21 protein-coding genes are annotated in these 25432 nt (G+C 71.7%); 9 read left to right on the top strand and 12 right to left on the bottom strand.

Translation table 11 applies throughout. The annotated features are described in order from the left end of the window. Nucleotides 1–44: 44 nt before the first annotated feature. Complete coding sequence (locus MMF94_RS26690) at nt 45–959, top strand: ABC transporter substrate-binding protein (protein WP_241039943.1); 915 nt, start codon at nt 45–47, stop codon at nt 957–959. Between the two features lie 10 nt (nt 960–969). On the opposite strand, the gene MMF94_RS26685 is transcribed toward MMF94_RS26690, so the two are convergent. Beyond that, entirely contained in the window at nt 970–1575 is a 606-nt protein-coding gene (locus MMF94_RS26685; RefSeq protein WP_338104370.1) for a GNAT family N-acetyltransferase, read from the bottom strand. 1302 nt (nt 1576–2877) lie between these two features. On the opposite strand from MMF94_RS26685, the gene MMF94_RS26680 reads away from it, so the two are divergent. Then, nucleotides 2878–3624, top strand: a complete 747-nt coding sequence (locus MMF94_RS26680) for a helical backbone metal receptor (protein WP_241039985.1) — start codon at nt 2878–2880, stop codon at nt 3622–3624. Here MMF94_RS26680 and MMF94_RS26675 read toward each other — a convergent pair. Genes MMF94_RS26675 through MMF94_RS26650 form a run of 6 tightly spaced genes read right to left on the bottom strand, consistent with a single transcriptional unit; the run spans nt 3614 to nt 10225 of the window. Then, nucleotides 3614–5074: a mannitol dehydrogenase family protein gene (locus tag MMF94_RS26675; RefSeq protein ID WP_241039942.1), complete on the bottom strand. Its 1461-nt coding sequence runs from the start codon at nt 5072–5074 to the stop codon at nt 3614–3616. The genes MMF94_RS26680 and MMF94_RS26675 overlap by 11 nt on opposite strands. Next, nucleotides 5071–5931, bottom strand: coding sequence for an ABC transporter permease (locus tag MMF94_RS26670; RefSeq protein WP_241039941.1), 861 nt, complete (start codon nt 5929–5931; stop codon nt 5071–5073). Before MMF94_RS26670 ends, MMF94_RS26675 begins: the two co-directional genes overlap by 4 nt. Then, nucleotides 5931–6851, bottom strand: coding sequence for an ABC transporter permease (locus MMF94_RS26665; RefSeq protein WP_241039940.1), 921 nt, complete (start codon nt 6849–6851; stop codon nt 5931–5933). The genes MMF94_RS26670 and MMF94_RS26665 overlap by 1 nt, the downstream gene beginning before the upstream one ends. A gap of 10 nt (nt 6852–6861) precedes the next feature. Then, nucleotides 6862–7986 (bottom strand): ABC transporter ATP-binding protein, encoded by a 1125-nt coding sequence (locus MMF94_RS26660; RefSeq protein ID WP_241039939.1) that lies wholly within the window; start codon nt 7984–7986, stop codon nt 6862–6864. Further along, a complete protein-coding gene (locus tag MMF94_RS26655) occupies nt 7983–9191 on the bottom strand; it encodes an extracellular solute-binding protein (protein ID WP_241039938.1) in 1209 nt (402 codons plus the stop codon). Before MMF94_RS26655 ends, MMF94_RS26660 begins: the two co-directional genes overlap by 4 nt. After that, complete coding sequence (locus tag MMF94_RS26650; protein ID WP_241039937.1) at nt 9188–10225, bottom strand: LacI family DNA-binding transcriptional regulator; 1038 nt, start codon at nt 10223–10225, stop codon at nt 9188–9190. Before MMF94_RS26650 ends, MMF94_RS26655 begins: the two co-directional genes overlap by 4 nt. Before the next feature lie 154 nt (nt 10226–10379). Here MMF94_RS26650 and uxaC point away from each other — a divergent pair, with 154 nt between their 5' ends. Continuing rightward, nucleotides 10380–11792 (top strand): glucuronate isomerase, encoded by a 1413-nt coding sequence (gene uxaC, locus MMF94_RS26645; protein ID WP_241039936.1) that lies wholly within the window; start codon nt 10380–10382, stop codon nt 11790–11792. A gap of 1361 nt (nt 11793–13153) precedes the next feature. Here uxaC and MMF94_RS26640 read toward each other — a convergent pair. Further along, nucleotides 13154–14158 carry a TIGR03557 family F420-dependent LLM class oxidoreductase gene (locus tag MMF94_RS26640; RefSeq protein WP_241039935.1) on the bottom strand — a complete coding sequence of 335 codons (1005 nt, stop codon included), beginning with the start codon at nt 14156–14158 and terminating at the stop codon, nt 13154–13156. Between the two features lie 162 nt (nt 14159–14320). Between MMF94_RS26640 and MMF94_RS26635 the strand changes: the two genes are divergently transcribed. After that, nucleotides 14321–15514, top strand: coding sequence for an acyl-CoA dehydrogenase family protein (locus MMF94_RS26635; protein ID WP_241039934.1), 1194 nt, complete (start codon nt 14321–14323; stop codon nt 15512–15514). Nucleotides 15515–15563: 49 nt separating this feature from the next. On the opposite strand, the gene MMF94_RS26630 is transcribed toward MMF94_RS26635, so the two are convergent. Next, nucleotides 15564–16238, bottom strand: a complete 675-nt coding sequence (locus MMF94_RS26630) for an FMN-dependent NADH-azoreductase (RefSeq protein ID WP_241039933.1) — start codon at nt 16236–16238, stop codon at nt 15564–15566. A gap of 110 nt (nt 16239–16348) precedes the next feature. Between MMF94_RS26630 and MMF94_RS26625 the strand changes: the two genes are divergently transcribed. From MMF94_RS26625 to MMF94_RS26615, 3 genes are read left to right on the top strand one after another with little or no spacing between them, the layout of a single operon-like run. Continuing rightward, nucleotides 16349–16870, top strand: coding sequence for a MarR family winged helix-turn-helix transcriptional regulator (locus MMF94_RS26625; protein WP_241039932.1), 522 nt, complete (start codon nt 16349–16351; stop codon nt 16868–16870). 43 nt (nt 16871–16913) lie between these two features. Beyond that, nucleotides 16914–17246, top strand: a complete 333-nt coding sequence (locus MMF94_RS26620) for a DUF3140 domain-containing protein (protein WP_241039931.1) — start codon at nt 16914–16916, stop codon at nt 17244–17246. A 38-nt stretch (nt 17247–17284) separates the two neighbouring features. Next, nucleotides 17285–18187: a ketopantoate reductase family protein gene (locus MMF94_RS26615; protein WP_241039930.1), complete on the top strand. Its 903-nt coding sequence runs from the start codon at nt 17285–17287 to the stop codon at nt 18185–18187. Here MMF94_RS26615 and MMF94_RS26610 read toward each other — a convergent pair. Both MMF94_RS26610 and MMF94_RS26605 read right to left on the bottom strand, forming a co-directional pair. Continuing rightward, a complete protein-coding gene (locus MMF94_RS26610) occupies nt 18174–19049 on the bottom strand; it encodes an NAD(P)-dependent oxidoreductase (protein ID WP_241039929.1) in 876 nt (291 codons plus the stop codon). The genes MMF94_RS26615 and MMF94_RS26610 overlap by 14 nt on opposite strands. Continuing rightward, on the bottom strand, nt 19046–19954 hold the full coding sequence (locus MMF94_RS26605) for an NAD(P)-dependent oxidoreductase (RefSeq protein ID WP_241039928.1): 909 nt from the start codon (nt 19952–19954) through the stop codon (nt 19046–19048). Before MMF94_RS26605 ends, MMF94_RS26610 begins: the two co-directional genes overlap by 4 nt. 130 nt (nt 19955–20084) lie before the next feature. Here MMF94_RS26605 and MMF94_RS26600 point away from each other — a divergent pair, with 130 nt between their 5' ends. Together MMF94_RS26600 and MMF94_RS26595 are read left to right on the top strand one after the other, a co-directional pair. Then, a complete protein-coding gene (locus tag MMF94_RS26600; protein WP_241039927.1) occupies nt 20085–23357 on the top strand; it encodes an AfsR/SARP family transcriptional regulator in 3273 nt (1090 codons plus the stop codon). A gap of 168 nt (nt 23358–23525) precedes the next feature. After that, nucleotides 23526–24956: a hypothetical protein gene (locus MMF94_RS26595; RefSeq protein WP_241039926.1), complete on the top strand. Its 1431-nt coding sequence runs from the start codon at nt 23526–23528 to the stop codon at nt 24954–24956. On the opposite strand, the gene MMF94_RS26590 is transcribed toward MMF94_RS26595, so the two are convergent. Next, on the bottom strand, nt 24943–25398 hold the full coding sequence (locus tag MMF94_RS26590) for a nitroreductase family deazaflavin-dependent oxidoreductase (protein WP_241039925.1): 456 nt from the start codon (nt 25396–25398) through the stop codon (nt 24943–24945). The genes MMF94_RS26595 and MMF94_RS26590 overlap by 14 nt on opposite strands. Nucleotides 25399–25432 lie beyond the last annotated feature (34 nt).

The following is a 25432-nucleotide window of genomic DNA, read 5'->3' as shown; positions in this document are numbered from 1 at the left end:
ACATATGCTGGTGATCCGTCATGGACCGAGCCAGGAAGACCCTTATGCGCCTTGTCGTGCCCGATCTCGTGTCCAATTCCTACTTTCCCGCGATTGCCGCGGTCGAGCTGGGATTCATGCGAGAGGAGGGGCTCGACGTCGAGCTCGACCTGCTGTTCCCGGTCACCGACGCCGTGGCCGCGCTACGTGACGGGGCCATCGACTTCCTCGCCGGCTCCGCGCACGCGCCGGTCTACGCCGACCCCGGCTGGCAGGACGTCCAGCTGCTGGGCGCGCTGGCCCGCAACATGTACTGGTTCCTGGTCGTGCGGCCCGACCTCGATGTCGAGCGCACCACGCTGGCCCGGATCACGAACGTCCGGATCGGCGCCGCACCCGGGCCCGACCTGGGGCTGCGCCGGCTGCTGGCGGCCGAAGGGCTCGACATCGCCGCCGCGGGCGTCACCATCGAACCTGTCCGCGGCGCCGACGCCGGCAACGTCTCCTTCGGTGTCACCGCTGCCCAGGCGCTGGCGGACGGTCGGATCGACGCGTTCTGGGCCAACGGAATGGGCGCCGAGGTGGCGGTGCGGCGCGGGGTCGGCCGCGTGGTCGTCGACGCACGCCGGGACGCGAGCCCGGCGTCGCTCTTCACCTTCCCCGCGCTCATGGCGACCAGGCGCACGATCCGTGACGAGCCGGACGCCACCGCGGCTGCCGTGCGCGGCATCGCCCGGGCGCAGTCGGAACTGCGCGCCGATCCCGGGCTGGCCACCGACGTCGGCCGGGCCCTGTTCCCGGCGATGGAGGCCGAGCTGATCGCCGACGTGGTCGCGCGTGACGTCGGCTTCTACGAGCAGGCGATCTCGCCGGAGGCCGTCAGCAGCCTCGTCGAGTTCACCCGTGCCAGCGGGCTGACCAGCGGCGACGCAGGCTATGACGACGTGGTGTCGCCTGCCGCACACAAACTGTGGGCCTGACGCCGGCCCGTCACGTCATCGACGTGACGTCCGCCCCGAGCTGCACCGGCGTGCGGAGCAGGGCGAACACGACATACCTGCGCAGCGTGAAGCCCATGTGCTCGTAGAGCCGGATCGCCGTGGTGTTGGTGCCCGCCGCGTGCAGATACGGCACGTCACCGCGCTCCCGGATCACCGCCCCGACCGCCCGGATCAGGCGCGACGCGAGGCCTCGGCCCCGGTAGTCCGGGTCCGTGCAGACCGCGCTGATCTCCGACCAGCCCGGAGGCCGGAACCGCTCCCCGGCCATCGCGACGAGCGCTCCGTCGATGCGAATGCCCAGGTAGGTGCCCATCAGGAGGGTGTTGGCTTCGAACGGGCCCGGTTGGGTGCGAGCCACGAGGTCGAGCATCTCGGGCACGTCGGCGGCGCCCAGTTGCACGGCCTCGGGATCCGGGCCCACCTCGACCGCGGTGCCGACCATCTGCACGCCCTCGCCCCCTCGGTACTCCCAGCCCTCCGGCGGAGTACGCGGCGCCCCGCTGATCACCAACTTCTCCCCCGGACCGGCGAGGAGGGCGAGGTCGGCCCAGTCATCGGGGTCGGGCTCGCTGGGAAGCGCCGCGAACCGTGCCACGTCCGGTCGGTACCGCGCCGTGCGTCCCCGACGTTCGGCGAGGTCTGCCTGCGGTCCGGTGATCGCCGCCCATACGGGATCGCACCTTGCCGTTGGGTGGATGAGCGACACGTTGATCCGCACCCATCGAACGAGAGCGCGGCTCGCCCACCTCCGGACCGGGAGTGCGCCGGCGTCGCAGGGCCACCCGGGACCTCATGATCAGCGACTGAGGACGGGCAGCCGTGCCACCAGCAGTTCCCGACCCCCAACCGGTGATCATGAAACCGCCGGACCCGCCAGACCACGAAACGAGCGGCCTGTCTGCCCCGACCTACCGTGCGAAAGTGCCATTCGTCCAACTCACGAGCCACCAGGCTGGCCAGCCCGGCGGGCACCCCACCCGACCTCATGATCAGCAATTGGGGACGTGCAGCCGTGCCACCACCGGTTACAGGGCCCCAACCGATGATCATGAAGCCGCGGACCGGGCGGCTCCATGAACGACCGCCCACCCCGACTCATCGGACGGGAATCCCGCTCGTCCAACTCCCGAGCCGGCCTGGCGGGCACCCGGCTGACCTCATGATCAGCAATTGGGGACCCGCAGCCGTGCCACCAGCAGTTCCCGACCCCCAACTGGTGATCATGAAACCGCCGGACCCGCCAGACCACGAAACGAGCGGCCCGCTCACCCGGACCTATCGCGCGAAAGCCCGCTCGTCCAACCACCGAGCCGGCTGGACGGCCAGCCAGGCCGGAACCCCACCCGACGTCATGATCAGCAATTGGGGACCGGGAACGGTGTTATCAGCGCTACAGGACCCGAACCGATGATCATGAAACCCCGGGACCGGCCAGACGGTCGAACGAGCCGCCCGCGGGCCCCGACCCACCGGACAGGAGTCACGCTCGTTCAGCTCACGAGCCCGCGGGCCTGGCGGGCACCCGGCTGACCTCATGATCAGCAATTGGGGACCCGCAGCCGTGCCAGCAGCAGTTCCAGACCCCCAGCCGGTGATCACGAAAACGCGGACCCGCCGACCACCGGAACGAGCGGCCCGTCTGCCCCGACCTACCGCGCGAAAGTGCCATTCGTCCAACTCACGAGCCACCAGGCTGGCCAGCCCGGCGGGCACCCCGGCTGACCTCATGATCAGCAATTGGGGACCCGCAGACGTACCAGCAGCAGTTCCCGACCCCCAACCGGTGATCATGAAACCGCTAAACCCGCCGGTCACCAGAACGAGCCGCCCGCCCGCCCCGGACGAGAGTGCCGCTCGGTCACCTCCCGGGCTGCGGCGCGGTTAGGGTCGATCCGTGGTGGTCGACGACGAGGGCCGCACCGTGCCCGTTCCTGCTGACGTCCGCCGGGTCGTCTCGATCGTGCCGTCGCTCACCGAGGCGGTGGCCGAGACGGCGCCTGGCCTGCTGGTCGGCGCCACCGACTGGTGCACCCACCCCGCCGGTCTCGACGTCACCCGCGTCAAGGGCACCAAGAACCCGGACGTCGCCGCGATCCTGGATCTGGCGCCCGATCTCGTGCTCGCCAACCAGGAGGAGAACCGCCTCCCCGATCTCGACGCCCTGCGTGCGGCGGGCGTCGCCGTGTACGTCACCGACATCCGCACGGTCGACGACGCATTCACGTCCTTGGCGCGGATGCTGGCCGCGTGCGGCCTCGACCGGCCCGCCTGGCTCGACGATGCGCAGGCCGCGTGGGCCGCGCTCCCCGAGCCGGAGCGACGGCTCCGGGCGGTGGTGCCGATCTGGCGGAAACCGTGGATGGCTGTCGGGCGCGACACGTTCACGGGCGCCGTGCTCGCCCGCCTCGGCGTCGACAACGTGCTGGCCACGCACGAGGAGCGCTACCCGCGTTTCGACCCCACCGCCCTCCCGGAGCACGACCTCGTGGTGTTGCCCGACGAGCCGTACCTCTTCACGGCCGACGACGGCCCCGAGGCGTTCCCCGATGTGCCTGCGGTGCTGGTCAGCGGGCGGCTGCTCACGTGGTACGGGCCCAGTCTCGCGGCGGCGGCCCGCGAGCTGCCGCCGCTGTTCACCGGGTGACCAGCAGCTCCTTCACACCCTCGGCGATCAGGCCCCGGAACACCGTGGAGTCGCGCAACTCCGGGTCGAAGACCTCCTCCACGGCGAGCATCCGCTCGACGAGCCCACTCTCGGGCCCTGCGGCGGCGCTCCGCAGCCGGTCGGCCAGCGGGTCGTCCAGCGGCAGCGGCCGGCCGAGGGCGTCGCGCTCCCTGGCGACGTAGACCATCCATGCCGCCACGGCCAGCGCCGCCCAGCGCGGTTCGGCACCGGCCCGCAGACGGTCGCGGACGGTACCCAGGAGCCGGACGGGCAGCTTCTGGGAGCCGTCCATCGCCACCTGCGTGGTGCGGTGGCGCAGCACCGGGTTGGCGAAGCGGGCGAGCACCGACTGCTGGTAATCGGCCAGGTCGAGGTCGTCGGGACGGGTGAGCGTGGGCAGCGCGTCCTGCGCCATCAGCGCCGTGGCCGCCGCGGAGAGCCTGTCGTCGCGCATGGCCTCGGCGATCGTCGTGTACCCGGCGAGCGCGCCGGTGTAGGCCAGCAGCGAGTGGGTGGCGTTGAGCAGGCGCAGCTTCACCGCCTCGTACGGCGCCACGTCGGCGGTCAGGGTGGCGCCTGCCCGGTGCCACGCGGGCACGGGCCCGGCAAAGTCGTCCTCGATCACCCACTGGCGGAACGGCTCGGCCACCACCAGCCCGTCGTCGCGCACGCCGAGCAGTTGGCGGGCCTGAGCGCGGTCGTCGTCGGTGGCGGCGGGCACGATCCGGTCGACCATGCTGCTCGGGAACGACACCGACGAGGCCACCCACTCCCGCAGCGGCTCGCCCTCCGCAGAGGGCAGCGCGGCACAGAAGTCCGCCACGAGCCCGCGGACCACCTCTCCGTTGCCCACGAGGTTGTCGCACGACAGCACAGTGATCGACGCGCCGTGCCGCCGATTGCGTTCCTGCAGGCCGCGCACCAGCCGGCCGATCGCCGTGATCGGTGGTGCGGCGCCGGCCAGGTCGGCCTGCACCCCCGCGTCGCGCAGGTCGAGCCTGCCGCTGGGGTCGCGCCGATAGCCCTTCTCCGTGACGGTCAGGGTGACGACGCGGACCGCCTCGTCCGCGATCCGCGACTGCACCAGTTCCGGCTGCTCACCTGCCGGCACCACCTCGAGCACCGAGCCGACCACCCGGACCGAGACGCCGTCGTCGCTTCCCTCGAGCACGCCGTAGAACCCGTCCTGCGGCCCCAGCTGGTCGACGACGGCGCGCGAGCGCTGCGTCACCCCACAGATCCCCCAGTGCCCGACGCCCTCGGCCGCCATCGCCTCCTCGGTGTAGACGGCCTGGTGGGCCCGGTGGAACGCGCCGATACCGAGGTGCACGATGCCGACCGCGGCGTCGGGGCGCCGGGCGCCGATGTGCACGCCGGGGGCGATCCGGCCCAGGGTCGCCCCGGAGAGGCGGGGCACGTCCGTCGTCACGGTTCCGGTGTCTCCTTGACCCGGGCGACCAGCTGTGTCGGGTTGACGAACCGCAGCGCGACGACGAGCAGCACGAGCATCGTCGACGTGTAGATCACGGCCATCGCGTCGACGGACTGCTGCGCCCGGATCCCGGCCGCCGACATCGAGTAGTAGAGCGCGACCACCAACGTCTGCGAATCGGGGCCGGCGGTGAGGAACGTCAGCTCGAACATGCCCACGGTGCGCACCAGCACCAGGATGGCCGCCGCGAGCATGCCCGGTACGAGCAGTGGGCCGAGCACGCGGACGAACAGCGCGCGCGTGCCGGCGCCGCACATCCGGGCCGCGGACTCGATGCTCGGGTTGATCTGCTCGATGAACGGCGTCATCGTGAGGATCACGAACGGCACCGACGGCACCAGGTTGGCGAGCACCACACCCGAGGCGTTGCCCGCGAAGCCGAACTTGTAGAGCACGGTCGCGAGCGGGATGCCGTAGGTGATCGGCGGCATGAGGATCGGCAGCAGGAACGCGAAGTAGACGATCTTCTTGCCCGGGAACGTGCGCCTGGCCAGCACATATGCCGCCGGCACGCCGATCAGCACCGAGATCACCACCACGAGCAGCGACACCTGCAGGGTGACGCCGACGACCTGGAGGAGCCCGAACTCCCGCCACGCCGTGCTGTACCAGCCCGTGGTGAAACCGCTCGGCAGCCACGTGCCGAACCACTGGGTGCCGAACGAGCTCACGAGGACGGCGCCGATCACTCCGGCGAGGTTCACGAGGAAGAACGCGACCGCACCCCAGATCAGCCAGCCCGACGGACTCGCGACGAGCCGGCGCCGCGGGGGCGCCGAGGCGGTGTCAGCCATCAGCCCTTGCCTCCCGTCGAGCCGGTGTAGAGCCGCGAGCGCCACAGCAGGACGACGCCGATGACGATCAACTCGACCGCCCCCATCACCATCGCGATGGCCGAGGCCAGCGAGTAGTCGTACTGCTCGTAGGCCGCTTGGTAGGCGGCAAGGGCGAGCACGCGCGTCTCCCCCGCCGGGTTGCCCACGAGCACCGCCGACGGGAACACGCTGAACGCCAGCACGAAGGCCAGGCAGAACGTGGTGGCGAGGCCCGGGGCGAGCAGCGGCAGCGTGATGTAGCGGAAGCGCTGGCGCCAGTCGGCACCCAGCGTGGCCGCCGCCCGCTCCAGCGTGGGGTCGATCCCGGACAGGTAGGACAGGATCAGCAGGAACGCGAACGGGAACCCGGTGATCACCAGGGAGAAGAAGACGCCCCAGTAGTTGTTCACCAGCCGCACCGGGTCGTCGATCAGCCCCAGCGACATCAGGATCTTGTTGAACCAGCCGGCCGGGCCGAGGTAGTTCAGCAGGCCCTGTGCCGTGAGCACGGTGCCGAGCGTGATCGGGACGACGAGCACGATCGTCAGCAGCCGCTTCCCGCGGAAGCTGCCCCGCATCCGGTAGGCGATCGGCACGGACGCCAGCACGTTGAGCAGCGCCGCGGGTAGCGCCAGCCGGAGCGTGTTCCAGATCGTGTCGCTCTGGTAGGCGTCGGAGAAGAACGCCTGGTAGCTGGCGAGCGGGCCGCCCTCCTCCGGCGCGAAGGACAGCTGCAGGCCGTAGAAGAACGGGTACAGGAACAGCAGCACCACGAACAGCACCGCCGGCAGGAGCAGGAGCAGATGCCGGTCGATGCCCCGCTCGGCCAGGCGGTGGCGCAGCCCGGGGTCCTGCTCCCGGCGCTCCTGCCCGGTTGCGCGCTCGGCGATGAGGCTCACGACGGCACCCTCACGACGGCACCGCGGCCACGAGCGGCTCCGGGACGTGCTCACCCGCTGCGAGTGGGTAGATGAGCAGCCGCTGGGGGTCGATGGTCAGGGTGACGGCGTCGCCCGGCGCCAGCCGCTGCTCGGTGCGCAGGTGCAGCGCCCGGCCGTCGGACGTGCGGACCTCCACGGCGAGCTCGCGCCCCTGGTACCCCGCCACCTCCACGGTGGCCGGTGTTCCGTCCGGTCCGTCCGCCGTGCCGACCAGAACGTCCTCGGGACGCACGGCTGCCACCACCCGGTCCCCGACCGACACGTCGGCCGTCGCCGTGCCGCGCAGGCGCAGCTCGCCTGCCGCCACCGCGACCTCCGTGCCGCTCACGTGCGTGACGTCGACCTCCATGATGTTGCGGAAGCCCATGAAGTCGGCGACGTGCCAGTTCGACGGCCGGGTGTGCAGCTCCTCGGATGTGCCGATCTGCTGCACCCGCCCCTCGCGGAGCACGACGAGCCGGTCGGCGAGCGAGAGCGCCTCCTCCTGGTCGTGCGTGACGTAGACCGTGGTGAGCCCCAGCGACTGGTGCAGCCTGCGGATCTCCGACCGCATCTCCAGCCGTAGCTTCGCGTCCAGGTTGGACAGCGGTTCGTCCATCAGCACGAGCGAGGGCTCCAGCACCACCGCGCGGGCGATCGCCACGCGTTGCTGCTGCCCGCCGGAGAGCTGGCCGGGCAGCTTGCTCGCGTGCTCGTCGAGCTGGACGAGGCTGATCGCCTCGGCGGTGCGGCGCACGACCTCGGCGCGGGGCAGCCGCCGCATCTGCAGCCCGAAGGCGACGTTGCGGCGCACCGACATGTGCGGGAAGAGCGCGTAGCTCTGGAACACCATGCCGAACCCGCGCTTCTCCGGGGGCAGCGTGTCGATCCGCCGCTCCCCCTCCGGCCCCCGTTGCCAGATGCTCCCGGTGGTGAGGGGGAGCAGGCCTGCCAGGCAGTTCAGCGCCGTCGACTTCCCGCACCCCGACGGCCCGAGCAGCGCGATGAACTCGCCCGCTCTGATCGTCAGATCGAGGTCGACCAGTGCGTCCTTGCCTGCGAACCGGCGTCCCACACCATCGAGCCGAAGTTCGGTGAACGACCTTTCGGTCACCGGCTGCCACCGCCGATCTCGCGGTCCCAGCGGTCGAACGCGGCGACCATGTCCTTCGTGGCCAGCGGGGTGGCGGTGGGGTGATCGCGGATCAGAGCCTCGTACTCGGGACGGCCGAACTGGGCGATCACGTCGCGGCTCTGCTGCGGTGCCATGTCGAGCGTGACGCCCTTGATCGCCGGGCCGGGGTAGAAGTAGCCGGTGTCGTAGGCCTTCGCCTGCTGCTGCGGGGTGAGCATGAACGCGAGCAGCGCGAGCACCGCCGACTGCTTGTCGGCCGAGACACCCTTCGGGATCGCGGCGTAGTGGGCGTCGGTCACCCAGGTGAACCCGTCGAGCGTGGTGACCTTGTAGTCGGCGGGCACGGTGCCCAGCGCGCGCGGGTTGATGTCCCATCCGGTGGTGCTGACGATGATGTCGTAGGTGCCGTTGGCCAGGTTCTTCATCGTGTCCGCGGTGCCCGACGGGTAGGACTCGATGTGCTTGTTCAGCTCAGCCAGGTACGCCCACGTCTTCGCCCAGCCGTTCACCGGGTCCTTGGGGTCGGAGTCGCCGAGGATGTAGGGCAGCCCCATCAGGAAGGTGCGTCCGGGCCCGGAGTTGGACGGGCGCGCGTAGCCGACCTTGCCCGGGTGCGCCGCCGCGTAGGCGAGCAGTTCGTCGGCGGTGTTCGGCGGGTCGGGCACGCGGTCGGGGGCGTACTCCAGCAGCGGCCCTGACGGGTAGTAGGTGATGACCACGCCCTGGTCGGCGGCCAACTCCTGCATCGCGGCGGCGGGCTCGAGGTAGTCCTTCATCCCCGTCAGCCGATCCCCGAACTGCGGCAGCAGGGGCGTGAACAGGCCCTGCTCGGCACCCGCGGAGAGCCCGTCGGTGCCGGTGAGCACGAGGTCGATGTTGATGCGCCCGGCGTCCTGCTGGGCCTTGATCTTGCCCGCCATCTCCGGCGCCGCCGCCTTCTCATACGTGACGCGCGAGACGACGTCCGGGTTCTGCGCCACGAACTCGTCGATCATCCCCTGAGTCAGCTGGAGGTTGCCCGCGACGTCCAGCACGTTCAGCGTCACCGGTGCGCTCGGGCGGGCCGGCACCTCCCCCGCAGGCACCTCGGCCGCAGGTGGCCCTCCCGGCGCGCCGCAGGCCGTCATGAGCAGGAGTGCGCAGACCCCGCCCGCAGTCAGAGCGGTGCGCCATTGCATCCTCATCCGGTCGGTCCCTTCATGGAGTGGCCGCCCGGTACAGGACGGCTGGTGGCGGGGGCGACACCGGTGGTGGCGCGCACGATGAGCTGGGCGGAGAGCTCGCGATCAGGAGCAGGCGAGTCGGCGGTGCCCTCGGCGAGCAGCGAGAGAAGCAGAACGACAGCGGCCCGACCCGCCTCCCACTTGGGGATGGAGACGGTGGTCAGAGCCGGGTGGGTCATCGCCGACATGCTGATGTCGTCGCAGCCCAGCACGCTGATCTCGTCGGGCACCGACACCTGACGCGAGCCCAGGCGGCTCAGCAGTCCCAGCGCCACCACGTCGTTGTAGGCGATCACCGCCGTCGCGCCGGAGGCGAGTGCCAGATCGGCGGCGGCGACACCGCCCTCGAACCGCGGCGGGAAGTGGCCGAGGTGCACGAGATCGCTGCCGGTGTCCTCCGCGCTCTGATGCAGTCCCCGCTCCCGCTGGGCGTTCGACCAGGACGTCCGCGGCCCGGCGACGTAAGCGATCCGCCGGTGGCCGAGCGCGGACAGGTGCTCCACCGCCTGCCGCATCCCGTCGGCGTTGTCGACGGTGACGCTCGGGCGCCCCTCGATGCGCCGGTTCATGAGGACGACCGAGCTGTCCACGCCGACGCGGGCAAGATCGTCGTCGGGCGAACGGGGCGAGCAGAGGACGATGCCGTCGACCTGTCTGGTGAGCGCCCGCAGCAACTCGATCTCGGCGCTCGCCTCCTCGTCGGTGTCGGCGATGAACAGCGAGTAGTCGGCCCCTCGGGCCGCCGCCTGCACGCCCTTGACCACGGACGAGAAGAATGGGTTGGACAGATCGGGAACGATGAGGCCGAGGTTGCCGGTGCGCCCGGTGATCAGCCCGCGGGCCGCGCGGTTGGGCTGGTAGCCGAGTCGGCCGGCCGCTTCCAGCACCCGTGCCCGGGTCGCCGGATTCACCAGCTCCGGCATCGAGAGGGCGCGCGAGACCGTGGACTGCGAGACGCCCGCGGCCGAGGCGACGTCACGGATGGTGGGGGCCAACAGCGTCCCTCCGTCATCAGGTCGTCTCACAGGGTGAATCGCCGTGAGAGTGTGAAACCGTTTGTTGCCCCACGTCAAGGCCCACTTTGCCCGTGGCGGCGCTTGCCAATCGATGCTGTGTATTGCAATCCTTTTCAGACCGATTGGAGGCTAGATGCGTCCCCTGCTGCTCGATGACGACCGAGCCCTTCCCGCCGACCCCGCGACGCGGTCCGTGGCGCGGGAGGTCTACCACGCCACGCGTGATCTCCCGCTGGTCTGCATGCACGGGCACGTCGACGCCGGCGTGTTGGCGCAGGACCGGCCCTTCCCCGACCCGGCCGGCCTGTTCGTCGTGCCCGACCACTACCTGCTGCGCATGCTCGTGTCGCAGGGGGCCGAGCTGCGCGATCTCGGCGTCGCCGCCGGCGACGGCCCCGTCGAGACCGACCCACGTGTGATCTGGCGGCGCTTCTGCGCGGGATGGCACCTCTTCCGGGGCACGCCGACGCGGTACTGGCTGGAGCACGAGCTGCACGAGATCTTCGAGGTGACGGTGCAGCCCGGCGAGGACACCGCCGACGAGCTGTACGAGCACATCGCCGAGCGCCTCGCCAAGCCCGAGTTCCGGCCGCGGGCCCTCTTCGAGCGGTTCGGCATCGAGGTGCTGGCCACCACCGACTCCCCGCTCTCGACGCTGCCGGACCACGCCGTCCTGCGCGAGCAGGGATGGGGCGACAAGGTGGTGCCGACCTTCCGCCCCGACGCCCTCCTGCACCTCCACCGTCCTACGTGGACGGCCGACGTCGACCAGCTGGCCGAGCTGACCGGCATCGACACGGGCTCCTACACCGGATTCACCGACGCGCTGCGTGCGCGCCGCCGTGCGTTCGTCGAGGCGGGAGCGATGGCCACCGACCACGGGCACCTCGGCACCGACACCACCCCGCTGTCCGCCGGCGAGGCCGCCCGGGTGTACGCCGCGGCGCGGGCAGGCCACGTCGAACCGGCCGACGCCGCCGCGTTCGCCGGCCACATGCTGCACGAGATGGCCCGCATGAGCTGCGAGGACGGGCTGGTGATGCAGGTGCACCCCGGCGTGCTGCGCGACCACGACCCCGCCGTGCACGCCCTCCACGGTCCGGACCAGGGCTTCGACATCCCGGTGGCCACCGAGTTCACCCGCGCAATGCGCCCGCTGCTGGAGTCGTTCGGGCGGGACCCCCGGTTCCGGCTCGTGGTGTTCACGGTGGACGAGACCACCTACTCACGCGAACTCGCCCCACTCGCCGGCGTCTACCCGGCGATGCGGCTCGGCGCCCCGTGGTGGTTCCTCGACACGCCGGACGGCATGCGCCGATTCCGCGAAGCCGTCACCGACACCGCGGGCTTCTACAACACCACGGGTTTCGTCGACGACACACGGGCGTTCCTCTCCATCCCGGCCCGCCACGACCTGGCCCGTCGAGTGGACGCCGGCCACCTCGCCCGTCTGGTGGCCGAGCACCGTCTAGGCCTGGACGAGGCGCTGGAGACGGCGGTGGACCTGGCCTACAACCTCCCGAGGGAGAGCTACGCCCGGCGGTGACCTGGATGAGCGGCACTTCGGCCCCGGTAGGTCTGGGACGAACGCGCCGCTCATACACCTGGAGGGGACACGCGGGGCGAGATTGGCGCGTTCTCGCGTAGGCCTGGACGAGCGCGCCGATCGTCCGAGATGGGGCCCGGCCGGGAGGGCTGCGAAGCCGAGCTCAACGAGTGGCCCTTCCGCACGACAGGGATGGACGAGCGGGCCGCTCGCCCGCCGGGCCGGCCACGCCGCGAAGCCATGATCACCAGAACGGGCCCCGCAACCGCCGATAACACGACTCCCCGGCCCCGAACGTTGATCACGGAAGCAACCGCGAGCGGGGCTCCGGATGGCGGCTACCCCGATCCGGCTCCAACGAGTGGCTCGTTCGCACGGAAGATCCGGACGAGCGGGCCGCTCGCGCACCGGCCGCTGACCCCATGATCATCAGATCGGGCCCCGCGACAGCAGATGACACAGCTACCAGGTCCCAAACGCTGATCATGGAAGGGACCCACCCGGCGCGGCTCCACGAGCAGCACACGCAGGCGATACATCTGAACGAATGGGCCGCTCGCCCACCAGTCCGAGCCGCCCCGGTGCCATGATCACCAGAACAGGCCCCGCAACCGTCGATAACACGGCTCCGCGACCCCAAACGCTGATCATGAAAGCGAACCCCGGGCAAAAACTCCGGATGGCAGCCACCCAGGCTCCGGCTCCGGCTCCGGCTCCGGCTCCGGCTCCGGCTCCGGCTCCGGCTCCGGCTCCGGCTCCGACGAGTGGCCCATCCGCCCGATGGATCCCGACGAGCGGGCCGCTCTGCGCACCGCCGGCCGACCCTGCGGACTCATGATCACCAGATCGGACCCCGCGACTGCTGATGACACGGCTAACAGGCCCCAAACGCTGATCATGGAACCCAAGATCACCAGACGGGGACCCACAACCGCCGATAACACGGCTACCCGGCCCCAAAAGCTGATCATGAAAGGCCTCCGCGGCTCACGCTCCAACAAGCGGCACGGTCGCCGACAGAAATGAACGAGCGGGCCGCTCGTTCGTCCGCGGCCCGCCCGGCTCAGCCCCCGCAGCTCCGGCCCGGCCTGCGGCTCATCCCGACAGCCTGGCCCCCGCGGCTCGGTCCCGGCAGCCCGGCCCCACCCGCAGCTTGGCCCCGGCAGCCCGGCCTCGCCGACAGCTTGGCCCGCCGGCGGCTCAGCCCGGCCCCGCGGCCGGAACCCACTCGGCCCGCAACTCGGCCCGCAACTCGGCCCGGCCCCGCAGCCGGGCCCAGCTCGCTGCCCGCACCCCCGTTGACCGGGCGACGCTCCGGCGCGACAGGTCCGGACAGACATGCCGCCGGTGCGGTCGCGGGCTCAGCGCACCTTGATCCGGGCGGCGCCGGGCTTGCCGTACTCCTCGCGGAGCGCGGGAAGCAGTTCGCGCTCGGCGAAGGTGAGGAAGTCCGGCTGTGTCTCGCCGCCCACCTGCACGAGCGCGACGTGGGTGAACCCCGCGGCCACGAACGGCCGTACCGCTTCGACGTGGGCCGCCACGTCCGGGCCACAGGTGAGTCCCTCGGCCACGTCTTCCCGCCGCACGAACTGGGTGGCGGAGGCGAAGGCCGCGGGGCCGGGCAGCTCGGCGTTGACCTTCCACCCACCGGCGAACCAGCGGAACTGGTCGTGGGCCAGCGCGGCCGCCTCGTCGGGGTCGGTGCCCCAGCAGATCGGCTGCTGACCGATCTTGGGCAGTGTCATGCCTGCGGCGTCGTCGAAGTCCTGCACCAGGTCCGGGCGCGGTTCGACCGCCACCATCGCATCCGCCACCGGAGCGAACGACTCGATCGACTGCCGTCCGGAGACCGCGACCGCGATCGGGACACCGCCGTCCGGGACGTCCCAGAGCTTCGCCGAGTCGACCCGGTAGTAGGTGCCGCTCCGGTTGACGTAGTCGCCCGTGAACAGCTCCCCGATGATCTCGACGGCCTCTCCGAGCATCTCGTGCCGCACGTTCACCGGGGGCCAGCCCTGGCCGATGACGTGCTCGTTGAGGTTCTCACCTGCGCCCAGGCCGAGGACGAAGCGCTCCCCGCCTGCCAGCAGGGCCACGGTGGCCGCGTTGTGCGCCACGACGGCCGGGTGGTAGCGCATGATCGGGCAGGTCACGTAGGTCATCAGCGGCACGCGTTCGGTGGCTGCCGCCACAGCTCCGAGCACCGGCCAGGCGTTGGGCGCGTGGGCCTGCGAGTCGAGCCACGGGAAGTAGTGGTCGCTGATCACTTCGAAGTCGAAGCCGGCGTCCTCGGCGGCGACGGCATCGGCGACGAGCTCACGCGGCCCGCGCTGCTCGCACAGTAAGGAGTAGCCGAAGGCGACCATGACGTCCTCTCGGTCGTGGAGTGGTCGCAATGCGGGTACCCCGGTAACCATGATCTACCCGGCCATGTCCTGGTCCTGCCCGGTTTCACCGCCGTGGCCGGGATCCCGGCGCGGCGGATCGGCTCGCCGAGGTCAGATCGTGACGACCAAGGAGGACACCCCATGACCCGCAACGGCGAGGAGCCGGCCGCACTGCCCGGCGACTTCTACGGCTACGCCGACCTGCTGGAGCCTGCGGACCGCGATCTGCTCGACAAGGTGCGCGGCTTCCTCGCCGAGCACGTCGCGCCGATCGCCCTCGACCAGTGGGAGCGGGCGGAGTTCCCGCACCACCTGGTGCCGGAGATCGCGGCGCTCGACATCGCCGGGCTCGGCATCGACTTCCCCGGCCGCCCGGCACGCAGCAAGCTGTGCACGTCGTTCATCGCGGCGGAGTTCGCTCGGGCCGACGCGTCGATGGCCACCTTCCTCGGTGTCCACACCGGACTCGCCATGGGCACGATCGACGAGTGCGGCTCCGAGGAGCAGCGGGAACGATGGTTGCCCCCGATGCGCAGGATGGAGGCGATCGGGTCCTTCGGGCTCACCGAGCCGGACCACGGGTCCGACGTGGCAGGCGGCGTGCACACCACCGCTCGCCGCGATGGCGGCACATGGGTCCTCAACGGCGCCAAACGCTGGATCGGCAACGCCACGTTCGCCGACCTGAACATCATCTGGGCCCGCGACGAGGGCGACGGCGAGGTCAAGGGCTTCGTGGTCGAGAAGGGCACGCCGGGCTTCGTCGCCCGCAAGATCGAGAGGAAGCTCGCCCTGCGCACGGTGCAGAACGCGGACATCGAGCTCACCGACTGCCGGGTGCCGGAGGAGAACCGGCTGGCCCGCGCGAACTCCTTCCGCGACACCGCCCGCGTGCTGCGGGCCACCCGCGGTGGTGTGGCCTGGAGCGGGGTGGGGGCGATGATGAACACCTACGAGCTGGCTCGGGACTACGCCGTCTCCCGCGAGCAGTTCGGCCGCCCGATCGCGAAGTTCCAGCTGGTCCAGGAGCACCTGGCCACGATCATCGGCAACCTGACGGCGTCGCTGGGCATGGCGGTGCGGGTGGCGCAGCTGCAGGACCAGGGGATCTTCCGCGACGAGCAGGCCGCGCTCGCGAAGCAGTTCTGCACCACGCGGCTGCGGGAGAGCGTCGCCCGCGCCAGGGAGCTCTTCGGCGGCAACGGGATCGTGCTCGACTACGGGATCGCCAAGGTGTTCAACGACGCAGAGGCCCTCTACTCCTACGAGGGAACCCGGGAGATCAACACCTTGATCGTCGGGCGGGCACTGACGGGCATGGGGGCTTTCGTCTGAGGGGCGGGCGGCGACCCGGGCAACGCCGACCGGACCGCACGCCGTGGCCTCAGGCCACGCCCTCCAGCTGCTTCTCCGCCCGCTTGGCGGCCACCTGGTCGGCCTGCGCCCGTCCCGTGAGCTGGGCGAGCTCCAGCGCCTCCGCCCTGGATGCGGCGGCGGCGTCACGCAGCTCGGCCATCGCCGGGTTGACATCGGCAAGGGTCAGCTCGGCCGAGACGACCGTGAGGTCGGCGCCGAAGAACTCACCGAAGATCCGCACCAGGTACGGGGTGGCATGGTCCCACCCCTCGCGCGGGGTGCCCGGGCCGTAGCCACCGCCGCGCGCGACCACGAGGGTCACCGGCTTTCCCTCCAGCGGCGTCGCCATGAAGCGCTGGTCGGTGAGCAGCAGGTCGATGTAGTTCTTGAGGTGCTGCGGCACGCCGTAGTTGTAGAGCGGCGCCGAGATCACCGCGGCGTCGGCCGAGAGCAGTTCGTCGGCGAGCAGTGAGGCCAGGGTTCGGGCTGCGCGCTGCTCGGGGGTGCGGTCCTCCTCGGGCAGGAACCCGGCGGTGGCCGCCTGCAGCCACACCTCGGGAGACAGCAGCGGCGCCGTGAGATCGCGGCGGACCACCGTGTCGTGCGGGTGGCGCTCGACCCACGCGCGCTGCACGGTGTCGGCCACCTCGCGGCTCACCGATCCCTCGCGACGGATGCTCGCGTCGAGGCGGAAAAACGTCATCGGAACTCCTTCAGTCGTGCAGCATCTCTGCGCCGCAGATCGTCTGCTATCAAGACGATCGTGTCAACCGAACTTCTCTGACTGCGTATTCCCCCAGGTAGGATGAGACCGTGAGCACACCGCCGACCGTCGACTCGGATCTCGGCTGGGCGCTGGGCGCCGTGATGAGGTCGTACCTGAAGGCGGCGCACGAAGCGGTCGACGACGTGCCGGGCGGGCCGCGGGGCTACCAGGTGCTCTCGGCGGCGGGGCGTGGTGAGCCGGGCAGCCAGCTCGCGCTGGCCCAGCACCTCGGTCTGGACCGCACCGTGATGACCTACCTGCTCGACGACCTGGAGAGCGCGGGGCTGGTCGAGCGCAAACCCGACCCTGCCGACCGTCGCGCCCGCCGCATCGTGCTCACCGAGTCGGGAACAGAGCGCCTGTGCGAGCTCGAACGCCGGCTCGCGGCCGTGGAGGAAGAGGTTCTCGAACCGCTCGATCCCGCGGAGCGTGGCGTGCTGCGCCACCTGCTGGAACGCGTCGCCACCCGCACCGGCGTCGAGGCCGCCGACGCATGCTCGGTCGCGCAGGAAGTGCAGGACAAGCTGGAGGATGGCGCCGCGGCCCGGCCCCGCCGCAGGCGGAGTTGATCAGCCACGCGTTGCGCGCGGCCGATCCGGGTAGGCCGAATGCATGGCAGATGTCGACGACGAGATGTGGAACGAGTTCCACCGTGTTGTGAACATGACCTCACGTGAGCTGGGCGACTGGCTGCGCACCCGCGACGCGGGGGAGGACGCCGAGCAGTTTCCGGACCGGACCGGCACGCCTACCGGGCACGATGTGCTGGCGATCCTCGGCAAACGTCGCCACGACATCACCGATCAGGACGCGCACGTCATGCGCCGGGTCGTCGAGCGGGTGTACGAGCAGCGCCGCGACGACCTCGAGCCCACAGCCGGACAGGCCACCTGGCGACATAAGCTCATGTCCATCGGGCACGACCCGCTCAAGCCCGCAGACTGACGCAACGCGGCCGCGCCGGCGGTGAACAGGAGGACTCCGTGACGGATCACCCGCAGCGCATCGCGATCCTCGGAGCCGGCGCCGTGGGCGGGATGCTCGGAGTGCTCCTGGCCGACGCGGGGCACACCGTCACGGTGCTCGCCACCGACCGCACCAGCACCGCGATCAACTCCTCCGGGCTCAGCCTGCGGAGCGGCCGCTATGGCGACCGTCGTGTGTCGGTGCCCGCGCGGCCCTGGCTGACCGAGCCGGTCGACCTCCTCTTCGTCACGGTCAAGGCCCCCGACCTGCTCGGTGCGCTGGCCCGGGTCCCCCCGTCGCTGGTGTCCGGGGCCACCGTGGTGCCGCTGCTCAACGGGATCGACCACGTCCCGCTGCTGCGCGCCGTGTTCGGCAGCGCCGCCGTCACCCCCATGACCGTGGCGGTGGAGGCGACGCGGGTGGCTCCCGGTGTGATCGAGCACCTGTCGCCGTTCAACGACTACGCGGTCGCCGCCGATCGTCCCGACACCGGGCCCGATGCAGCCGCGGTGCTGCAGAAGGCGGGCCTCGACGTCGACGCGTCGGCGCCCGACGAGGCCACCCTGCTGTGGCGCAAGCTCTCCTTCCTGTGTCCGCTCGCGCTGATCACCACGAGCACGAGGGAGGCGATCGGGCCCGCCCGGGAGGCCCGCGCCGACGTGCTCGACGCGCTGGTCACCGAGACAGCGGCCGCGGCGGCGCGAGGCGGGGCCCACATCGACCCGGACACGGTCCGGCAGCGGCTCTCCTCGCTCCCCGCGACCATGCTGTCCTCGATGCTCAAGGACGCGATGGCCGGAGCGGTGCTGGAGCTCGACGCCATCGCCGGGCCGGTGCTGCGGGCCGCGCCCGACGGCGCTCCGGTCACCCGGAGCGTCGTCGCCGAGATCACCGGCGCCGGCGCGGCTACCCCTTCCTGACCACCTCGATCAGGCTCGTCCAGGAGTCACGGCCGTGGCCGGCGGCGATGGCGCGGTCGTAGAGCGACTTGACCGCGGCCGGAAGGCCCGCGTCGATGCCGGCGCTCAGGCTCGACCCCACGACGTGGTCCGCCGTCGCGCCCATCATCGTCACGTTGGCAGCGTCGCCCGGGTACCGCCCGCTGTCGATCTCGCGGGAGGCCTCGTCGAGGAAGTACGCAAGACCGCTGACGTTGTCCACCGCGTAGGGAAGGAACTCCGCCGCCGACACTCCGGCCGAGCCGACCAGCGCCGTGGCGTGCAGGTACGCCGCCAGTGACGTCAGGAAGAGCGACAGCTGGGCCTGGTAGTAGAGCTGCGCCAGCGCTGGGTCCGCGCCGCGGTAGTCGGCCCGGCCGATCACGCGCAGCGTGGGCTCGTGAGCGTCGAATGTGGACTGTCGGCCACTGTAGAAGACGTAGGCCGCATCGGTGCCGACCATCTCCTCCGGCACCATGACCCCGCCGACGAGCAGTTCGGCTCCGCGCTCGGCCAGCCATGCGGCCGCCTCCCGCGTGCGTTCCGGGGTGTCGGAGCTCAGGTTCACGATCACGCGGCCCGCGAGCTCGCCCTCCGCAGGCTTCAGGACGTCGTACATGGCGGCGTAATCGGTCAGGCTCAGCAGCACCAGCCGGTTGGCGGCCACCGCATCCGCCACCGTGGCCGCCCGCACCGCACCCTCGGCCACGAGGTCGTCGGCCCTCGCCGCCGTGCGGTTCCACACCGTCGTCGGGTGCCCGGCGGCCAGGAACCGCCGCACCATCGCCCGGCCCATCGGGCCCAGGCCGATCATCGTCAGCGGTGGGGCGCTGTTCTCGCTCATCGGTTCCCTCCCGTGACGCCGGTGGCCGCTCGCGGCTCGACCAGCGCTTCGATCACACTTGCGATGCCGTCCTGGCCGTGCCCGTCGGCGACCCTGCGGTCCATGAGCGCGGCGAGTGGGGTGATCAGCTCGGTGCTGACTCCCTGCGCCTCGGCGACGTCGACGAGGTGGCCGTAGCTGGACGCCTGCATGGCGAGCGTGGCGACCACGTCCGTGGCGTAGTCGCGCGTGTCGATCTGCTCCGCCGAACCGGTCACGAACTCGCTCATGTTGCGCAGCCACTCGCGGAGCGCCGGCGCGAAGTCCTTCGCCGAGCCGCCTGCCGAGCGGACGAGCGCGAAGGCCTGCAGCGCGCCCTCGAACATCCCGTACATGCCGCTGAGCAAGGCGAGGTCGTGCAGCGAGGCGAGCCCGGGGTCCTCGCCGACGAACCGGCTGTCACCGAGCACGTCCAGCGTCGCGCGGTGGGCGTCGAACGTGCGCAGCGGTCCGCTGTAGAGCACGAACGCCGCTGGCGTTCCGATCATCGGGGGGACCGCCATGATCCCGCCGTCCAGGTGCTCGGCGCCCCGCTCACTCGCCCAGGCGTCCAGCTCGCGGGCCTGTTCGGGGGTGCCGGTGGTGAGGTTGACCAGGACCCGTCCGGCAAGCGCGTCGCCCACCGGATCGAGCACCTCGTGCACGGAGCGGTGGTCACCCAGGCAGACCACCACCAGCGGGCTCGCAGCAACGGCCGCGGTGGCCGTCTCGGCGCGCACCGCGCCCGCAGCGACGAGCGCCGCGGCCTTCTCCGGGGCGCGGTTCCACACCGTGGTCGGGTGGCCGGCGGCAACGAACGCCCTGGCCAGCGCGCCGCCCATGGCGCCGAGGCCGAGCACCGTCACCGCCTTGTCGGTGTTCTTCATCGAGTCCTTCCGGAAGTCCGTGGATCTGCATCTGTCAGGGGCCAGCCTGCGGGCGGCCGCGCACGGTTCGCTGGGGATCCGCGCACGACTCGTGCCCGATTCCGTCGGTCGGAGCGGTTACCGTCGACTCGTGCGTTTCGGGGTGCTCGGTCCGCTGGCCGTGTGGACGTCGCAGGGCACCCCCGTGCGGGTCCCCGAGCTGAAGGTCCGTGCCCTGCTGGCCGATCTGCTCGTCCACGACGGACGGCCGGTGTCCGTCGATCGGCTGCTCGACGATCTGTGGGGCGGGCAGCTACCCGGCAACCCCCGCAACACGCTGCAGACGAAGGTGTCGCAGCTGCGCAGCGCGTTGGAGAACGCCGAGCCGGGCGGCCGGGAGCTCGTCGTCCACGAGCCGGCGGGATATCGGCTGCGCACCGAGGTGTGCACCGTCGACGTCGGGGAGTTCCGTGCGTTGACCGCCCGGGCCCGCGCCACCGACCACCCCGGCGAGCGGGCGGCGATGCTGTCCGACGCCCTGGCGTTGTGGCGGGGTCCCGCCCTGGCCGACATCGCAGGCGAACCGTTCGCCGCCCCGGCCGTCCGTGGCCTGGAGGAGGAACGGCTGGTCGCGTCCGAGGAGCGGGCCGAGGCGCTGCTCGCGGCCCCCGGTCCCCCCGACGGCGCGCTGATCGGCGAACTCGAGGAGCTCGTCGCCCGGCATCCACTGCGGGAGCGGCTGCGCGCGGCGCAGATCCGCGCGCTCCACCAGGCCGGGCTTCCGCGTGAGGCGCTGGCGAGCTACTCCGAGCTGCGCGCACGGCTGGTCGAGGAGCTCGGGCTCGAACCCGGCCCCGAGCTCGCGGCCCTGCAGCAGGCGATCCTCACGCAGGATCCGGGATCGCGCCGCTCCCCCGCAGCGACGCGCCCCACCACCAACCTGCCTGCCCCGATCACCGAGCTGGTCGGCCGGGCTTCAGCGGTGGAGGAGGTGCGCATGTTGCTCCGCAGCGCCCGGCTGGTCACGCTCACCGGCCCGGGCGGCGTCGGGAAGACGAGCCTCGCAGTGGAGACGGCCCGCCAGCTCGTGTCCGAGCTACCCGACGGCACGTGGCTGGTCGAGCTCGCCGGCATCGACCGGCAGGTGCACCCCGAGCAGCCGGGGCCGGCCGAGGAGCGGCTGGTGGAGGTGGTCGCGGCCGCGCTCGGCGTCCGCGACGACCAGGGCCCCGTCTCGGCCGGTGCGCCCACCCGCCTCGTCGACCGGCTCGGCGAGGCGTTGCGCGAGCGGGAGGTCCTGCTCGTGCTGGACAACTGCGAGCAGGTGGTCGAGCAGGTCGCGGCGCTGGCCCAGCGGCTGCTCCGCCTCGCGCCCGGCCTGCGGATCCTCACCACCAGCCGGGAGCCCCTCGGCCTCACCGGCGAGGTGCTCCAGCCCGTCCCGCCGCTCACGCTGCCCGAGCGCGGCGCCGAGCACAGCCTCCACGCGGTGCGGGAGGCGTCCGCTGTGCAGCTGTTCGTAGCCCGCGCGGCCGCGGCAGCGCCGGGCTTCGCCCTCGACGCGGCCGCCGCGCCCGCCGTCGCCGCGATCTGCCGGCGGCTCGACGGCATCCCGCTGGCTCTGGAGCTGGCAGCCACCCGGGTGCGGGCCCTCGGGGTCCACGAGCTGCTCGCCCGACTCGACGACCGGTTCGGGCTGTTGTCCACCGGAGCCCGCGGTGCACCGGCCCGGCAGCAGACGCTGCGCGCGATGATCGACTGGAGCTGGGAGCTGCTCACCGCACCGGAGCAAATAGTGCTGCGCCGACTCGCCGTCCACGCCGAGGGCTGCGGCTTGGGCGCTGCCGAGGCGGTGTGCGCGGGCCCCGGGGTGGCGCCCGGGGACGTCGTCCACCTGCTCAGCCGGCTGGTGGACCGTTCGCTGGTCGTCGCCCACACCGGCGCTGTCGGCGAACCCCGGTTCCGGCTGCTCGAATCGGTCGCCGCCTACTGCCTCGAGCGGGTGGCCGATGCGGGAGAGGCCGAGGAGCTGCGCGGGCTGCACGCCCTGCACTACCTCGGCGTCGCCGAGCACGCCGAACCGCTCCTGCGCGGCCCCGCGCAGGGGCTCTGGCTCGAACGGCTCGACGCGGAGGCCGCCAACATGCGGGCCGCGTTCGAGCACACGTGCCAGCAACCCGAGGGCGCCGAGTCCGCGTTGCGCTTGGCCGGAGCGCTCTCGTGGTACTGGTTCCTCCGCGGCCGGGTCGGTGAGGCTCGTCGGTCGCTGGGCCGCGCGCTGTCCGTGCCGGGTGCCGCGCCCGCCACCGTGCGGGCCGTCGCGTCAGCCTGGGATGCGGGCCTCGGCGTGCTCGACGGCGATCGGATCGAGGCGCCACCGGAGCTCGACACCGGGCTGGCGCTCGACATCGCGGCCATCGAGCCCGCGGCGCTGCGCGCGCGGATGCAGTGGTTCCTCGGGTACGCCCTCGCCACCGTGGGCCACGCCCGTGGCGAGCATTTCACCGCGGTCGCCCTGCGCACCTTCCGCGCTCTGGGCGATCGCTGGGGCGTCGCCGCCGCTCTCGTCGACCAGATGAGCCAGCTGATGACCGCGGGGGATCTCGCGGGCGCGGGCCGCGCCGCCGCCCGGGCCGCCGCGTTGTTCCACGAGGTCGGCGACCGCTGGGGGCAGGTGCAGGCGTCCTACGCCGTCGGCACACTCGCCTCGATCGCGGGCGACTACGAGCGGGCCACCCGACAGCACCGTGAGGGGTTGCGGATGGCCGAGGAGCTCGGCCTGTGGGCCGAGGTGTCCTACCAGCTGTCGTGGCTCGGCCGGGTCGCCCTGCTCGAGGGGCGGTTCGCGGAATCGACGCAGCTCCACGAGCAGGCGCTGCGCACTGCCATGGAGCACGCTTTCGTCCCGGGCCGCATGTACGCCGCCACCGGGCTCGCGCTCTGCGCGCGCCGCGTGGGCGATCTCGACACCGCCGAGGAGCACCTCCACACCCTGCTCACCTGGAACGGCGGAGCGGTCGTCGATCCGGGCAACGCCCTGATCCTCGCCGAGCTCGGCTTCGTCGCGGAGCTGCGCGGCGATGCGGCCGCAGCCACCAAGCTGCATCTCGACGGCTTCGCGATGGCGCGCCGGGTCGGTGATCCGCGGGCCGTCGCGCTGGCCATGGAAGGCCTGGCCGGAGCCCTCGCACTGGTCGGCGAGCACGTGCGGGCCGCCCGGCTGCTCGGCGCCGCCGCAGCGGCACGGGAGTCGGTCGGCGCACCCCTGCCCGACGCCGAGCGCGGCGACGTCGACCGGATCACGGCCACGGCCCGCGGGGCTCTCGGTGAGCGGGGTTTCGACAACGAGTTCGACCGCGGCGCGGGAATGGAGCCCGCCGAGCTCGCACAGCCGCTCGCCACGCCCGCGCGGGTCGCCCGCTGATCAGCGAGTACCTGCCCGATGTCCCCCATACGGGAGTCCTCACGGACCTGGCGGAGGGCCCGCACTGAACTACTGTGCGTGAGAGTGGAGGTACGGGCAGAACGTCGCGGGTCGGGGCCTTTGTCGTTCCGCCGCGCCTGGCGGGCGGCATGTTCCGTCGGCGTCCTCATGGCCTGTCTGTCGGCCCTCGCCTGCACCCCTGTCGTTCCGCTGGCTCCGCTGACCGCTCGCGTCACGGTGCCCGCCGGGGCGACCACCGTGCTCAGCACCGACGGTCCGGCCGCACTGGCCGTCGCCACCAGCGCCGCACTCTTCGCCGGCGCGCCCGTCGCGGTGCTCACCACGGCCGCGGATCCGGCCGGGCAGGCTGCGGCAGGCCCCATGGCGGAGCGGATCGGCGCGCCTCTGTTGCTGACCCCCACCGATGAGGACTCCCCCGATGTACGCGCCGAGCTGACCAGGCTCGGCACCACCACCGTGCTCGCCGTGGGCGAGGAGGCCGTGCGCTGGGCAACCGCGGCGGAGGTTGCGGCCAGGATCGTCACCGACGAAGCCGCGCTGTCCCCTGTCGTCGCACCGCCCCGCCGCCCGTCCGTGCTGGTGCTGGCGCTCGACCCCGCTGCCCAGCTCGCGGCGATCACCACGGCCCGTGCCTCCGGGGCAGATCTGGCCGTACTGCCGGGGGGCGACCCGCGGCTCGCCTCCGAACTTCTCCGGCGTCCGGACCATGTGGTCGCCCTCGGCTCCGGGTTCGGCACACCCCAGGTACTCGAGCAACGGCTGGCTGTGGCCGCTACCGGCGTGATGCTTCCCGGCGGCGGCCAGGTCGCGTTCCCGGGACGGCGGATGGTGGCCCTCTACGGTCATCCCGGCGCCCCGGCTCTCGGTGTGCTCGGCGAGCAGGACATCGCGGGATCGATACGGCGTGCCCGGGAACTCGCGGCCGAGTACCAGCCGCTCGTGGGAGAACCGGTCGTGCCGGCCTTCGAGATCATCGCCACGGTCGCCGACTCCGTGCCAGGCGCGGACGGCAACTATTCGGCCGAGTCCTCGGTCGACGAACTCCGTCCGTGGGTCGACGCGGCGCGCGACGCGGGCGTCTACGTGATGCTGGACCTGCAACCGGGTCGCACCGACTTCCTCACCCAGGCCAAGCGCTACGAGGAACTGCTCGCCCAGCCCCATGTCGGGCTGGCTCTGGACCCCGAGTGGCGGCTCGGCCCGCAACAGCTCCACCGCGTGCAGATCGGCTCGGTCGGCATCGACGAGGTCAACTCCGTGGTGACATGGCTCGCCGATCTCACCCGGGATCGGGTGCTTCCGCAGAAGCTGCTGATGGTGCACCAGTTCCGGCTCATGATGATCAACGGGCGAGAGCGGCTCGACACATCGCGCGACGAACTGTCGCTCCTGCTGCACGCCGACGGCTTCGGCACCCCGGACCTCAAGTTCGCGACATGGCGCACGCTGCACCAGGCCGCGCCGTCCGGTATCCGCTGGGGCTGGAAGAACTTCTACGACGAGGACAGCCCGATGTTCACCGCTGCCCAGACGATGGCCATCGGGCCGCAGTCCCCGGTGTTCATCAGCTTCCAGTAGCTCGCGCGCCTGCGCCCGGCCCGGACGGGGTGAGGATGACGACCGGGATCGTGCGGCTGGTCCTCTCCTGGTACTCCCCGAACCGGGGCAGCGCGGCCACCTGGCGCGCGTAGAGCTCGCTGCGTTCCGGTTCCTCCGCCACGGTGGCGATGGCGGCGAGGATCTGGTCGCCGACCTCCACCTGCACCGCCGGGCCGGCGACGATGTTGTGGAACCAGTCCGGGTGGCGGGAAGCGCCCTGGTCGCTCGCGAACACGACGAACCGGTCGCCGTCGGGGAGGTAGGTCAGGGGGTTGATCCGGGGCTGACCGGTCCGTGCCCCGACGGTGTGCAACAGCAGGATGGGCGAAGCCACGAAAGGGCCGCCGACCTGCCCATGGTTCGCCCGGAATGTGGCGATGACCGGCGGATTGATCTCGGCCCAGTTCGGCTTTTCTGCCATGCCGTCCACTGGATCACCGCCACATCCCGAGGTC

The organism is Pseudonocardia alaniniphila, assembly GCF_022524485.1.
Taxonomy (GTDB): Bacteria; Actinomycetota; Actinomycetes; order Mycobacteriales; family Pseudonocardiaceae; genus Pseudonocardia; species Pseudonocardia alaniniphila.
This window is presented reverse-complemented; position numbering and strand designations above follow the sequence as displayed.

What these genes read in the sequence shown, in the direction of transcription:
- MMF94_RS26635 (WP_241039934.1), top strand. Translation starts at nt 14,321, where the DNA reads ATGACCCGCAACGGCGAGGAGCCGGCCGCACTGCCCGGCGACTTCTAC.
- MMF94_RS26655 (WP_241039938.1), bottom strand. Translation starts at nt 9,191, where the DNA reads ATGAGGATGCAATGGCGCACCGCTCTGACTGCGGGCGGGGTCTGCGCA.
- MMF94_RS26640 (WP_241039935.1), bottom strand. Translation starts at nt 14,158, where the DNA reads ATGGTCGCCTTCGGCTACTCCTTACTGTGCGAGCAGCGCGGGCCGCGT.
- MMF94_RS26610 (WP_241039929.1), bottom strand. Translation starts at nt 19,049, where the DNA reads ATGAGCGAGAACAGCGCCCCACCGCTGACGATGATCGGCCTGGGCCCG.
- MMF94_RS26620 (WP_241039931.1), top strand. Translation starts at nt 16,914, where the DNA reads ATGGCAGATGTCGACGACGAGATGTGGAACGAGTTCCACCGTGTTGTG.
- MMF94_RS26630 (WP_241039933.1), bottom strand. Translation starts at nt 16,238, where the DNA reads ATGACGTTTTTCCGCCTCGACGCGAGCATCCGTCGCGAGGGATCGGTG.
- MMF94_RS26595 (WP_241039926.1), top strand. Translation starts at nt 23,526, where the DNA reads ATGGCCTGTCTGTCGGCCCTCGCCTGCACCCCTGTCGTTCCGCTGGCT.
- MMF94_RS26670 (WP_241039941.1), bottom strand. Translation starts at nt 5,931, where the DNA reads ATGGCTGACACCGCCTCGGCGCCCCCGCGGCGCCGGCTCGTCGCGAGT.
- MMF94_RS26605 (WP_241039928.1), bottom strand. Translation starts at nt 19,954, where the DNA reads ATGAAGAACACCGACAAGGCGGTGACGGTGCTCGGCCTCGGCGCCATG.
- uxaC (WP_241039936.1), top strand. Translation starts at nt 10,380, where the DNA reads ATGCGTCCCCTGCTGCTCGATGACGACCGAGCCCTTCCCGCCGACCCC.
- MMF94_RS26590 (WP_241039925.1), bottom strand. Translation starts at nt 25,398, where the DNA reads ATGGCAGAAAAGCCGAACTGGGCCGAGATCAATCCGCCGGTCATCGCC.
- MMF94_RS26690 (WP_241039943.1), top strand. Translation starts at nt 45, where the DNA reads ATGCGCCTTGTCGTGCCCGATCTCGTGTCCAATTCCTACTTTCCCGCG.